The organism is Brevundimonas sp., from assembly GCF_024711105.1.
Classification (GTDB): domain Bacteria; phylum Pseudomonadota; class Alphaproteobacteria; order Caulobacterales; family Caulobacteraceae; genus Brevundimonas.
Map to the genome: position 1 here is coordinate 1 of NZ_JANJTL010000076.1, position 11857 is coordinate 11857.

15 protein-coding genes are annotated in these 11857 nt (G+C 69.1%); 2 read left to right on the forward strand and 13 right to left on the reverse strand.

What is annotated here, in order from left to right; all coding sequences use genetic code 11:
• From Q0M60_RS05725 to phaP, 3 genes are all read right to left on the reverse strand, one after another.
• On the reverse strand, nt 1-831 hold an 831-nt coding region (locus tag Q0M60_RS05725), incomplete at its 3' end, for a Clp protease N-terminal domain-containing protein (protein ID WP_296817096.1).
• A gap of 4 nt (nt 832-835) precedes the next feature.
• Nucleotides 836-1165 (reverse strand): ATP-dependent Clp protease adapter ClpS, encoded by a 330-nt coding sequence (gene clpS, locus Q0M60_RS05730; protein ID WP_296817099.1) that lies wholly within the window; start codon nt 1163-1165, stop codon nt 836-838.
• Between the two features lie 155 nt (nt 1166-1320).
• Nucleotides 1321-1776, reverse strand: coding sequence for a phasin family protein (gene phaP, locus Q0M60_RS05735; protein ID WP_296817101.1), 456 nt, complete (start codon nt 1774-1776; stop codon nt 1321-1323).
• A 267-nt stretch (nt 1777-2043) separates the two neighbouring features.
• Here phaP and Q0M60_RS05740 point away from each other — a divergent pair, with 267 nt between their 5' ends.
• Nucleotides 2044-3354, forward strand: coding sequence for a D-alanyl-D-alanine carboxypeptidase (locus tag Q0M60_RS05740; RefSeq protein WP_296817103.1), 1311 nt, complete (start codon nt 2044-2046; stop codon nt 3352-3354).
• On the opposite strand, the gene Q0M60_RS05745 is transcribed toward Q0M60_RS05740, so the two are convergent.
• The 4 genes from Q0M60_RS05745 to Q0M60_RS05760 form a co-directional block, all read right to left on the reverse strand.
• A complete protein-coding gene (locus Q0M60_RS05745) occupies nt 3351-3770 on the reverse strand; it encodes a molecular chaperone DnaJ (RefSeq protein WP_296817106.1) in 420 nt (139 codons plus the stop codon). The genes Q0M60_RS05740 and Q0M60_RS05745 overlap by 4 nt on opposite strands.
• Nucleotides 3767-4600, reverse strand: a complete 834-nt coding sequence (locus Q0M60_RS05750; RefSeq protein WP_296817108.1) for a division plane positioning ATPase MipZ — start codon at nt 4598-4600, stop codon at nt 3767-3769. The genes Q0M60_RS05745 and Q0M60_RS05750 overlap by 4 nt, the downstream gene beginning before the upstream one ends.
• Nucleotides 4601-4691: 91 nt before the next feature.
• Nucleotides 4692-5297: an SPOR domain-containing protein gene (locus tag Q0M60_RS05755; protein WP_296817110.1), complete on the reverse strand. Its 606-nt coding sequence runs from the start codon at nt 5295-5297 to the stop codon at nt 4692-4694.
• Nucleotides 5298-5379: 82 nt separating this feature from the next.
• The gene (locus Q0M60_RS05760; RefSeq protein ID WP_296817112.1) at nt 5380-5790 is read right to left on the reverse strand and encodes a DUF1489 domain-containing protein; all 411 of its coding nucleotides are present in this window, start codon (nt 5788-5790) and stop codon (nt 5380-5382) included.
• Between the two features lie 52 nt (nt 5791-5842).
• Between Q0M60_RS05760 and Q0M60_RS05765 the strand changes: the two genes are divergently transcribed.
• The gene (locus tag Q0M60_RS05765; protein WP_296817114.1) at nt 5843-6229 is read left to right on the forward strand and encodes a putative quinol monooxygenase; all 387 of its coding nucleotides are present in this window, start codon (nt 5843-5845) and stop codon (nt 6227-6229) included.
• Nucleotides 6230-6261: 32 nt separating this feature from the next.
• Here Q0M60_RS05765 and Q0M60_RS05770 read toward each other — a convergent pair whose 3' ends face one another.
• From Q0M60_RS05770 to Q0M60_RS05795, 6 genes are all read right to left on the reverse strand, one after another.
• Nucleotides 6262-6696, reverse strand: coding sequence for a hypothetical protein (locus tag Q0M60_RS05770; RefSeq protein ID WP_296817117.1), 435 nt, complete (start codon nt 6694-6696; stop codon nt 6262-6264).
• On the reverse strand, nt 6674-7981 hold the full coding sequence (hflX, locus tag Q0M60_RS05775; RefSeq protein ID WP_296817119.1) for a GTPase HflX: 1308 nt from the start codon (nt 7979-7981) through the stop codon (nt 6674-6676). The genes Q0M60_RS05770 and hflX overlap by 23 nt, the downstream gene beginning before the upstream one ends.
• Nucleotides 7978-8229, reverse strand: a complete 252-nt coding sequence (gene hfq / locus Q0M60_RS05780) for an RNA chaperone Hfq (RefSeq protein ID WP_296817122.1) — start codon at nt 8227-8229, stop codon at nt 7978-7980. Before hfq ends, hflX begins: the two co-directional genes overlap by 4 nt.
• Before the next feature lie 94 nt (nt 8230-8323).
• Nucleotides 8324-9187: a D-amino-acid transaminase gene (locus Q0M60_RS05785; protein WP_296817124.1), complete on the reverse strand. Its 864-nt coding sequence runs from the start codon at nt 9185-9187 to the stop codon at nt 8324-8326.
• Entirely contained in the window at nt 9187-10614 is a 1428-nt protein-coding gene (locus Q0M60_RS05790; protein ID WP_296817126.1) for a sigma-54 dependent transcriptional regulator, read from the reverse strand. The genes Q0M60_RS05785 and Q0M60_RS05790 overlap by 1 nt, the downstream gene beginning before the upstream one ends.
• Before the next feature lies 1 nt (nt 10615).
• A partial coding sequence (locus tag Q0M60_RS05795) for an ATP-binding protein (RefSeq protein WP_296817128.1) occupies nt 10616-11857 on the reverse strand: 1242 nt, incomplete at its 5' end.

An 11857-nucleotide genomic window follows, 5' to 3' on the forward strand; every position in this document is an offset into this window, starting at 1 on the left:
CTTGAGGCGCTCCTCGAAGTCGCCGCGATAGCGGGTGCCGGCCAGCAAGGCGCCCATGTCGAGCGAATAGATGGTGGCGTCGGCCAGGACGTCAGGGACGTCGCCGTCCTCGATCATGCGCGCCAGGCCCTCGGCGATGGCGGTCTTGCCCACGCCCGGGTCGCCGACCAGCAGCGGGTTGTTCTTCGTGCGCCGGCACAGGATCTGGATCGAGCGCTCGACCTCGGCGCGGCGGCCGATCAGCGGGTCGACCTTGCCCTCGCGGGCCTTGGCGTTGAGGTCGATGCAGTATGCGGCCAGGGCCTCGTCACCCTTCTTGACCGCTGCCTTCTCCTCGGCCTCCTCCGGCGACGGGCTGGCGCCGCGCACGGGCCGGGGCTCGGCGGCGCCGGCCTTCTTGGCGATGCCGTGGGCGATGTAGTTCACCGCGTCGTACCGGCTCATGTCCTGCTCCTGCAGGAAATAGGCGGCGTGGCTCTCGCGCTCCGAGAAAATGGCGACCAGCACATTGGCGCCGGACACCTCCTCTCGGCCCGAGGACTGGACGTGGATCACCGCGCGCTGGATCACGCGCTGGAAGCCGGCGGTGGGCTTGGCGTCGTCGCCCGAGGCGACGGCCAGGGCGGCCAGGTCGTGGTCGATGTAGGTGGTCAGCGCCGCCGTCAGCGCATCCAGGTTGACGCCGCATGCGCGCATGACCGCGAGCGCGTCCGGGTCCTCGGTCAGGGCCAGGAGCAAGTGCTCAAGCGTCGCATACTCGTGGCTGCGCGCGTTCGCCAGGGCGACGGCGCGGTGCAGGGTCTCTTCGAGCGGACGCGAAAATGAGGGCAAAGACCTAGTCCTTCTCCATGGTGCATTGCAGCGGATGCTGATGATGACGCGCGGTCTCGAGGACCTGGGCCACCTTCGTTTCGGCGACTTCGTAGGTGTAGACCCCGCACACGCCCACCCCGTGCTGGTGCACGTGCAGCATGATGCGCGTCGCGGCCTCGCGGTCCTTCTGGAAGAAGCGCTCCAGCACGTAGACGACGAATTCCATCGGCGTGTAGTCGTCGTTCAGGATCAGCACCCGATACATCGAGGGCTTCTGAACCTTCGGCTTGACCTGGGTGGCGATGGCGCTGCCGGCGCCGTCGTTGGGATCACCCTGTCTTGGATCGGCCATTCCCTAGTCTAACCCCGAATCGAAACGGCGGCCCTTTCGGACCGCCGCAATTAGATAGGCCGGATGAGGGCGTTTGAAAGACCCATCACGGCAAAGAGAAAGGCCCGGGGCGTTTCCGCTCCGGGCCTCATCAGTCACGCCTCGCTGTGGGAGGATCAGCGAGCGGACTGGACGCTCTCGACGACCGCGGCAACGCGCTCGTTGATGGGCTTGAAGGTGTCCTTGACCGAGGCGGTCATGGTGTCCGTCATGCGGGTGACTTCGGCCAGGTAGGCTTCCATCGCCGACTTGGCGAAGGTCGTCTGCAGCTCGATGGCTTCCTGGATCGAGCGCGCGCCGGCCAGGGCCTGGGCGGCGGTCACGCCGTCTTCCCAGCTCTTCTTGGAGAAGGCCAGCGACTGGGCGCCGAGGGCTTCCGCACCACGGGTGGCGGCGGTGACCGACTCGACGACGGCTTCGACGTTCTTCTTGCCGAGGGTGTTGATCTCGGTCAGGGCCGACAGGCACTTGTCGACGCCTTCACGGAACGCCTGGGCGCCGGCGGCCTGAGCGGCAGCGGCGGTGTTGGCGGCTTGGTCGGCGGTCTTCTTGGCGGTTTCGGCGGCGGCCATTTGAATCTCTCTCATCCTGAGGTGCGGCGCCCTTTTCTGGAGGGTGGAGCGCCTGGGACACCGTCGATATGTTGCATGTGCGAACAGAAGTCAAGGGGATTTTGTGCGCCGCACCATCGCTCGTCGCGCGAAAGGGGGTGCGACCATCAATCCCACGTGAACCTTGTTTACGGGAGGGCAACCTGCAGTCCCTCATGATACGGTAGCGGAGACGTCGCCATGGGGGCGTCGTGTCTGTGTCTGTTCAGCTTTCGACGGAAGATCGCCATGATCGTGTCCGCCCGCCGCGTGTCCGTATTCCTTGCCTGCCTGCTCAGCCTGTTCGCCTTCTCGGCGGCCACGGTGGATGGCGTGCAGGCGCAGGATTCGAGCGAAGTTCGCTACGCTTCGATCGTCGTGGATGCGAATTCTGGCGATGTGATCTTCGCGCGGCGCGCCGACAGCCAGCGCTATCCGGCCTCTATCACCAAGGTGATGACGCTCTATCTCGTCTTCGAAGCGATGGCCGAGGGCCGCGTCTCCGCGGACGACCTCGTGACCATTTCGCCTCGCGCGGCGTCGCAGCCGCCGTCGAAGCTCGGCCTGCCGGCCGGCAGCCGCATCCGCCTGGATGACGCCATCCGCGCCCTCGCCGTCCGTTCCGCCAACGACATCGCCGTGGCCCTGGCTGAACACGTGGGCGGGTCGGAAGCCCGATTCGCCGCCCTGATGACGCTGCGCGCCCAGGAACTGGGCATGACGCAGACGCGATACGTCAACGCAAACGGCCTGCCGGACAGCCGCCAGATTTCCTCGGCGCGCGACATCGCCATCCTCTGCCGCGCCGTCATGCGGGACTTCCCGCAGTTTTACCACTACTTCGGACAGCGCCAGTGGGTGTTCGAGGGCCGGACCTACAACAACACCAACGGCCTGCTGCACTCTATGCCGGGCGTGGACGGCATCAAGACCGGCTACACCAACGCCTCGGGCTACAATCTCGCCGCCTCGGCGGTGCGGGACGGCCGTCGCCTGATCACGGTGGTGCTCGGCGGGCGCACGACGCAGTCGAGGAACGCCCACGTGGCCGAGCTGATCAACGCCGGTTTCGAATATGAGCGCCGCGTGCGCGACGGCATGACGCCCGCCGCGGCCCAGCAGATCTTCGCCAGCCTCGGCGGCGGTGTGGGTGTTGAATATGCGTCCGGCGGCCCCGGCGTGACCGAGCTGGCCGCAGCCGAGGTGCCGGTAAGCGCCCAGGTCCTGGCCGCTTCCGCCGCCCTGGACGCCGCCGCGGCTCCGCCGGAGCCGACCCGTCCGGTCGTCACGACGACCGCGCAGGGCGACGCCCGCGATCCCAACGCGAACTGGATCGTCCAGGTCGGGGCGTTCCGCGAACAGTCCGTGGCCCAGGAGTGGCTCGGCGAAGTGGGCCGCCGCTTCCGGGATCATTTCCGCAATGCGGAGGGTGGCGTCAGCGCCGCCGCCAACGGCTGGTTCCGGGCGCGCTACATGGGCTTCACCCGCTCTGCCGCCGACGCGGCCTGCGCGAGCCTCAGCGAGCGCAACGTCCCTTGCATCGTGATGCGGGGCAACTAGCCCTTCAGCAGGCGATCCCGCGCAGCGTTAAGGCGTTCGGCCAGCCCCTGGGTTCCGCCCGCGTCGGGGTGGGCGCGTTGCATGAGCCGGCGCCACGCCGCCCGGACCTCGGCGGCGTCCGCGTTCTCATCGACTCCGAGGATCGAGCGGGCCTCCGCAGCGCTCATTCCAGGCCAGCGCGCCTGGGGCGGACGGAGCCGTGACGCAGTGACCAGCCAAAGGCCCAGCGCCGCGAGGATCGCGGCCACGATCCAGGCTCCGCGCACCGCCGCCAGCGCCGCTCCCCCGAGCGCCACCGCGGCGAATATGGTCGCGGATACGCGCCAGTGCCCCTTGCCCGGCTTTTCCGACTGCCGCCCAAGTCTGAGCAGCGCCCAGACCGCGACGCCCCCCAGAATGAGCCAGGCGATGATCACGCCGCCTGGCGGTCCTCATCCGCCTCGCCGGCCGAACCAATGGCCTGGATCAGGGTCCGCAGCTCCTGACGCGCCGCGACGTGAGCCAGCGAAACCGACACCGGCCGGATGGACGGCGACAGGTCCGCCACCGTGAGGCCGAACGGGAAAAGCTCGCGGTAGATGACCCGGTCGCGCAGCCCGGGACCTACCCGGAACCCCACTCGCCGCGCCAGGGCGGCCAGCCGCTCGTCGACCCGCCTGCGATTCCGCGCCTCGGCGACGGCAAGACGGTTCGTAAGCACGATCCAGTCGATCTGGCCCTGCCCCGGCGTGGGCGAGCCCTGCGCCTTGGCCATCCGCGCTTTCCAGATAGTCTCGGCGTAGATGGAAGGGCGCTTGAGATCGAGCGTCACGGGGTCGATCTCGCCCAGCAGCCCAAAATCCACGAAGCTGTCATTCATCGGGGTGACGACCTGGTCGGCCACAGCGTGCGCCGCGCGTGACAGATCGGTGTCGCCGCCGGGCGTGTCGATCACCAGATAGTCCGCCCCATCCGACGCCTCGAGGGCCGCCTGGAATCGAATGAGTTGTTCGTCCGCCGGCGCCCGCGCCAACGCGGCCCCGTCGCGGAAGCTGTCCGGCTCGATCGGCAAAGGCGCTTCGGCCTGATTGGCCGCCAGCCAGGCCCGGCGATTGGCGAAGAAGGCCGCCATCGACCGCTGGCGCAGGTCGAGGTCCATGACCCCGACGCGCGCGCCCTGATGCATCAGGCCCGTGACCAGATGGATTGCGAGCGTGGACTTGCCTGCCCCGCCCTTTTCATTTCCGACAACGATGACCTTGGCCATGCGCGACACCCCACCTCCGCCGGCCGCGACTCACCCGGGCCGATCTTGTGGAGTCAGTCTAGCGCGCGCGTGACGACCTGGGGACGGTTGCTCAGGAGCGGGCTGTGGATGCGCACCATTCGCCGGCGCCCGCCGCGCGACAGACGATGGTCACCGCGTCGCTGGGCACCGGACCAGCCCGCAGACGGTACAGCGTTCGCCCGTCGCGCTCGACCGACTGGAACTCAGGCCTCAGTCCGGACAACGGTCCCTGGCCCGACAGGTTCGCCCATGCGGCCTCGGCGGCTTCGCGGCTGGAGAAGGCGCCAAGCTGGACGGTCAGACCCCCCGCGGGCAGCTGGGCCGGCGGCTGCCCCTCTCCGGTCACCTGGCGGACAGCTTCCTGCACGACAGCCTCGGTTCCCGCGCGAGCGGCGGCCTCGAGCGGTCCGCGAAGGCCCGCCTGGAACCCGTCGGCGCGGGCGTGCCAGAGAACCTCGGGCTCCACGACTTCGATGCGCATGGGCGTACGAGGCCCCGTCGGCGGCGGGGAGCCGGCGTCCAGCATCCCCCGGAGGCCGGCTTCTTCGGCCGATACGGGGATGGCGGCCACGGCCTCACCCCACTGTTCGAAGCGGTGCGGATTAGCCTCGACGAGCCCGCAGCTGGAAAGCGCCACGGCGGCCGAGGTCACGAGAGCGGAGCGAAGCAGCGACATGCCGCCACCCTACCCCTCAGGCGGAAAAACCTCGTTTCCAGATAGGCTTAAGCGAATGGGTTAACGCCTTAACCCAGTGCCTTCACCAGGCGCCGATCTCCCGGAGTTCCCGCACCAGATCCTCGGGAAGGCCCTGGGCGTCGGCCCGGCTCAGGTCCGCCGGGGCGTCACGCGCCTCCAGATAACGCCAGCCCTGGAAGGGCTTGCGGCCCAGTGGCGCGGTGCGGATCACCTCAGGATCCAGCCGGATCTCGCACCAGGCGTTCGGCCCCTCGCCATGGGTGAGGATCTCCAGCACCTGCTGGCGGCACGAGACCACGCCCTTGATCACCCAGTAGAGGGACCCGCCGTCCTCGATCTCGGCGGCGCGCTTGGGCGTCATGCGGGTGCGCACGAACGGCGGATGGTTCAGGCCGCGCGCGGCGCGGCCCTCGGCCTCCAGCTGTTCGACCTTGCTGATACCGACGCAGAGCTTGATGAGGTGAAGCGCCATTTCGCGCCCTTTGCCGCCTTTCGCGGCGCGCCGCCAGAGGTATCATCGGCGGATGGACGCGCGGCGCAGGGACATCGTCATGGGCGCCGCGGCGCTTGCCGCCGGCGCCGCCCTGCCCGCCTCCGCCACATCACAGGAACGTCCCATGTACGGCCTCATCGGCAAGATGCTCTGCGCTCCCGGAACGCGCGATCAGGTGGTCGCCATCCTGCTGGAGGGCACGGACGCCATGCCCGGCTGCCACAGCTATGTCGTGGCGCTCGACCCGACGGACGAGGCCGCCGTCTGGATCACCGAAGTCTGGGACAGCCAGGACAGCCACACGGCTTCCCTCCAGATCCCCGCCGTCCAGGACGCCATCCGCCGCGCGCGGCCCATGATCACCGGCTTCGGCGAACGGTTCGAGACGCGGCCGGTGGGCGGCGCGGGTCTGGCCTAGAAGACCGGCGGGCTCCGCGGCGGGCCCGTGATCTAGGGAATCCGCGTGCCGCCGTAGGCCATGGCGAGCTCCACCCGGCGGCCGATCACCGAGCGGCCGCTGGCGTCGGTCGACCGGGCCCGGTAGCGGTCCGTCAGCTCCAGGATCGCCTGCCCCACTTGGGTGTCAGGCGTCGATTGCTCGAGGATCGCGCAATCCGTCAGTCTCCGGTTCTCAGCAATGACGCAGGTCACGACCGCCCATTGGCCGACATCGCTCCGACTGAGGTCCGCTTCTCCCATGGCGCGCCAGACGTCGGCGTGATTGGGAGCGGCGGTCCAAACGACCCGCGCCCCATCTTCGAAGCGTGTGTCCGGTCCGGCCTGGGCGTGAGCCACGCCAGCAGGAACCGCGATCGCGGCAAGGAACACAGCGGCGCGTAACCCGAGCATTCCGCTGAGAATATCAGCCTTCTGCGTGAGCTCCAAAGGCGCGCTCGAAGCGGCCGAGCGCCACCCTGTGGAGCCGCACCTTCACATGGATTCGACCCTCCTCGTCGGCTTGGCGAGAGGTGACGCGACCGTTCTCGTAGAGCCAGGCCAGGGCCTCCCCGTCCTGTGGGTCAAGCACCAGTTCGACCTCCGGTTCGTCATCGATCAGTTCGGCGATGCGGTCGCGCAGGCGGTCGATGCCCTCCCCGGTGACGGCCGAGACGGCCACGGCGCCGCCTTCGGAGCGCAGGGCGCGGGCCAGGACCAGCCCGCGTTCGTCCTCGGCGACCAGGTCGATCTTGTTCCAGACCTCGAGGATGCGGCGGGGCTTGTCCTCGCTCTCGGGGATGCGGCCGAGCACCTCCTCGACGTCGCGGGCCTGGGCCTGGCTGTCGGGCGAGGCGATGTCGCGGACGTGCAGGATCAGGTCGGCCTCGGCCACCTCCTCCAGCGTGGCGCGGAAGGCCTCGACCAGTTCGTGGGGTAGGTCCGAGATGAAGCCGACGGTGTCCGAGATGATGGCCGGGCGGCCGTGCGGCAGCTTTACCGTCCGCTGGGTCGGGTCGAGCGTGGCGAACAGCAGGTCCTTGGCCAGCACCTCGGCGCCCGTCAACCGGTTGAACAGGGTCGATTTGCCGGCGTTGGTGTAGCCGACCAGCGCCACGGTCGGGTGCGGGACCTTCTTGCGGGCCTTGCGGTGCAGGCCGCGGGTGCGGCGCACCTCCTCCAGCTCGGCCTTCAGCCGCACGATGCGGTCGGCGATGATCCGCCGGTCGAGCTCGATCTGGGTTTCGCCGGGACCGCCGGTCTTGCCGAGGCCACCGCGCTGACGCTCGAGGTGGGTCCATGTGCGGACCAGGCGGGACCGCTCGTACTCCAGCCGGGCCAGTTCGACCTGCAGCTTGCCCTCGGCGGTGCGGGCGCGGCGGGCGAAGATCTCGAGGATCAAGCCGGTGCGGTCGATGACCTTGGCCTCCAGCGCCTTTTCCAGGTTGCGCTGCTGGATGGGCGTCAACGCATCGTCGACGATGACGACGTCGGCCTCGGCGGCGCGGACCAGGGTGCCGATCTCGTCCACCTTGCCGCGGCCGAACAGGGTCGCGGGCGTCTGCTTGCGCAGTCGGGCCACCTCGGCGGCCCGGACGTCGAGATCGAGCGCCATCGCCAGGCCCACGGCTTCTTCCAGGCGCACGGCGGGGTCGCGGTCACGCGACTGGCTGTCGGGATGGATGACGACCGCCCGCTGGACCGGGGCGGCGCGGTCTATGGGGGCGCGGCTCACGCCTCGGCGTCTTCCGCGTCCGGCTCGTAGAGCTGCACGGGCTGCGAAGGCATGATCGTGGAGATGGCGTGCTTGTAGACCAGCTGACTTTGCCCGTCCCGGCGAAGCAGGACACAGAAGTTGTCGAACCAGGTGACAACGCCCTGCAGCTTCACTCCGTTCACCAGAAAGATGGTCAGGGGCGTGCGCGTCTTGCGCACGCTGTTCAGGAAGGTGTCCTGCAGGTTCTGTTTCTTGTCGCCGGTCATCGGCCTGTCTCCCCATCCGGAGGCGAAGTCCGCCTCCACACACACGCCATCAAGCTAGGGCGTGGTCGGGCTGTGGGCAACAGGCGCCGGGGGTTCAGACGGCGCCGGTTTCTGACCGTTCGATGTAGAGCGCCCTCAGCCGTCGCGAGACGGGCCCAGGCTTGCCGTCGCCGATCCTCACCCCGTCGATCGCCACGACCGGCGTGGCGAAGCCGGAAGCGTTGGTGAAGAAGGCCTCGCGTGCCTGTTTCACCTCGTCGGGCGTGAAGCCGCGCTCCTCGAAGGTGAGACCCTCCTCGGCCGCGATGGCGACGATGGCCGCGCGCGTGATGCCGCGAAGGATGTTCGACTGGATGTCGCGGGTGCGCAGGGTCCCGTCCCGGTCCACGATCCAGGCGTTCGACGAAGTGCCCTCGCTGACCAGGCCCAGGTCGTCGACCAGCCAGGCGTCGCCGGCGCCGGCGTCCAGCGCCTCCTGCTTGGCGAGGATGTTGGGCAGCAGCCCGACCGTCTTGATGTCGCAACGGCCCCAGCGGTTGTCCGGTCGGGTGACGACCGCTGTCCCGCGCGCGGCGGCGGCCTCCTGCTTGCGTCGGTCGATCGACTTGGCCGTGGCCACGACCGAAGGCGGGGTGTCCGGCGAGGGGAAGGCGTGGTCGCGCGGCGCCGTGCCCCGGCTGATCTGCAGGTAGACCAGTCCGTCACGCACGCGGTTGCGGCGGACCGTCTCGCGCAGCACCTGGGTCAGGGCCGCCCGGCTCATGGGCATGCGGATGCGCAGTTCCTCCAGGCTCCGCTCGAGCCGCGCCATGTGGCCCTCGAAGTCGGCCAGCCGGCCGCCCATGACGGCCCAGACCTCGTAGACGGCGTCGGCGAACTGGTAGCCGCGGTCCTCGACGTGGACGGTCGCCTGGCTCTTGGGCAGGTACTCGCCGTTGACGTAGGCCCAGCGCGACATCAGGCGGTCTCGGCCTCGGCCAGGTCGTCGTCTTCGCCGCCGCGGGCCGGGGCGACGCCCAGCGACTTGAGCTTGCGGTGAAGCGCCGACCGCTCCATGCCGATGAACATGGCGGTGCGTGAAATGTTGCCGCCGAAGCGCACGATCTGGGCGGAAAGATACTCCCGTTCAAAGACCTCTCGCGCTTCCCTGAGAGGAAGGGCGATGATCCGCTCCGGCCCCATCGAGCCGGCCTGGCCGGCTGCAGCGACCTCCTGCGGCAGCATCTCGGCGGTGATGGGCTCGGCGGCGTCTCCCGACGCCAGAATCAGGAGGCGTTCGACGTTGTTGCGCAGCTGGCGCACGTTTCCGGGCCAGTCGTGGACCTGAAGCGTGGCGATGGCGTCCTCGCTCAGCCGCCGGCGCGGCATGCCCTGGGCGGCGGCGATGGTGTCAATGAAATGATCGACGAGCTCAGGCACGTCCTCCCGCCGCTCGGCCAGGCCGGGGACCCGGATCGGCACCACGTTGAGACGGTGGAACAGGTCCTCGCGGAAACGGCCCTCGGCGATCTCCTGGCGCGGGTCGCGCGAGGTGGACGAGATCACCCGCACGTCGACCTGGACGTCCTGGTCTCCGCCGACGCGACGGAAACGCTGCTCGACCAGCACCCGCAGGATACGGCTCTGGCTTTCGCGCGGCATGTCGATGACTTCGTCGAGGTACAGCGTACCGCCGTGCGCACGTTCGAACACGCCGATCTTGCGCGGCCGGCCGCCCTCGCCTTCCTCGCCGAACAACTCGATGTCGAGCCGCTCGGGCGCCATACCCGCCGCAGATATGGCCACGAACTCACAGCGGGATCGCGGGCTGGCCTCGTGGATCAGGCGGGCGACCAGTTCCTTGCCCGAGCCCGGAGGCCCGGCGATGAGCACGCGGCTGTTGGCCGGGGCCACCTTGCCGATGGTCGAACGCAGCACCTGCGCCGCCGCCGACTTGCCGATGAAGCTGTCCGGCACGAAGGCGCGGGCGCGAAGCATGCGGTTCTCGCGCTTGAGATTCGCCTGTTCGAGCGCGCGCTCAACGACCACCAACAACCGGTCGGACTTAAACGGCTTTTCTATGAAGTCGTAAGCGCCCCGCTTGAGCGCGCTGACGGCGGTTTCGATGTTGCCGTGGCCCGAGATCATGATGACCGGCAGGTCCGGATCCAGCTCCTTGACCATGTCCAGCAGCTCGAGGCCGTCCATCCCGCCGCCCTGCATCCAGATGTCCAGGATCATCAGGGCGGGCTTGCGGGCCCGCAGCGCCGCCAGCGCCTGGTCGGCGTCCGAGGCGGTGCGCACCGCATAGCCTTCGTCCTGGAGCAGGCCCGAGACGAGCTCCCGGATGTCCGCCTCGTCGTCGACCACCAGGACGTCCGCGTTGTACGCCGTCTTGCTGCTCATCTCAGTCCGCCTTGCCTTCGGAATCGCCCGTGGGGCGCGCCTTGCGTGGGAATTTCAGGGTGACGCGCGCGCCGGTCAGGCGCTCCGCGTCCGTCAGATGCAACTCGCCGCCGTGTTCCTCGAGGATCCGTTTGACGATCGCGAGGCCCAGGCCGGTGCCCTTCTCCCGCGTCGTCACATAGGGCTCCACCAGCCGGTCCCGGTCGCGCGCCGGCAGCCCGACTCCGTCGTCCTCGACCACGAACACGAGGCCGTCCGGCGTCAGCTCGGCCCAGGCGTGCAGCCGCCCCGGCGAGGCGGGGTCCACGGCCTGGCGCGCCGTGACCGACTCGACGCCGTTCTTGAGCACATTGGTCAGCGCCTGGCCGACCATCCGCCCGTCGCAGACGAGGGTCTCGGTCGGCAATGGTTCCTGCAGTTCGACACGGACGTCGGGCGCCGCGACGCGCTGGGCGAACACCGCCTCGCGCAGCAGCTCAGCTGGGTTCTCCTCGGCGAACTTCGGTGTCGGCATCCGGGCGAAGGCCGAGAACTCGTCCACCATCCGGCCGATGTCGCCGACCTGCCGGATGATGGTCTCGGTGCACCGGTCGAAGGTCTCCAGGTCCTCGCCGACGCTGGAGCGGTACTTGCGGCGGAGCCTCTCAGCCGACAGCTGGATGGGGGTCAGGGGATTCTTGATCTCGTGGGCGATGCGTCGCGCTACGTCCCGCCAGGCGGCGTTCCGCTGGGCGGTCACGAGGCGGGTGATGTCGTCGAATGTCAGGACCATCTCGCCGCCGGCGCCGCCGGACGCTCGCACGCGCAGTCGACGGGTCTCCGCCCCGCGCGTCACGTCGACCTCCGCCTCCGAGCCGGGACCCAGCCGCGCCAGTTCGGACAGCTCCGGAGCGACACGCTCGAGGGCCTTGCCGATGAAGGCGGTGTCTTCCAGCTCCAGCAGCCGCAGCGCCTGATCGTTCGCGGCGGACACGCGTCCGCGGCCGTCCACACCGATGACGCCCGCTGACACGCCAGACAGCACGGTCTCGATGAAGCGGCGGCGGTCCTGCGCCTCGTCGCTGGCGGCCTTCAGCGCCTGCTGCTGCGCTGAAAGGTCCTCCGTCATCTTATTGAAGGCGCGAGACAAGACTGCAATCTCTCCGGGATCACGACTGGAATCGACGCGTGCCGAAAGATCGCCGCCCGCAACCCGGTGCGCCGCCTGTACGAGGCGGCCGACCGGCGCCGAGATCGCCGACGC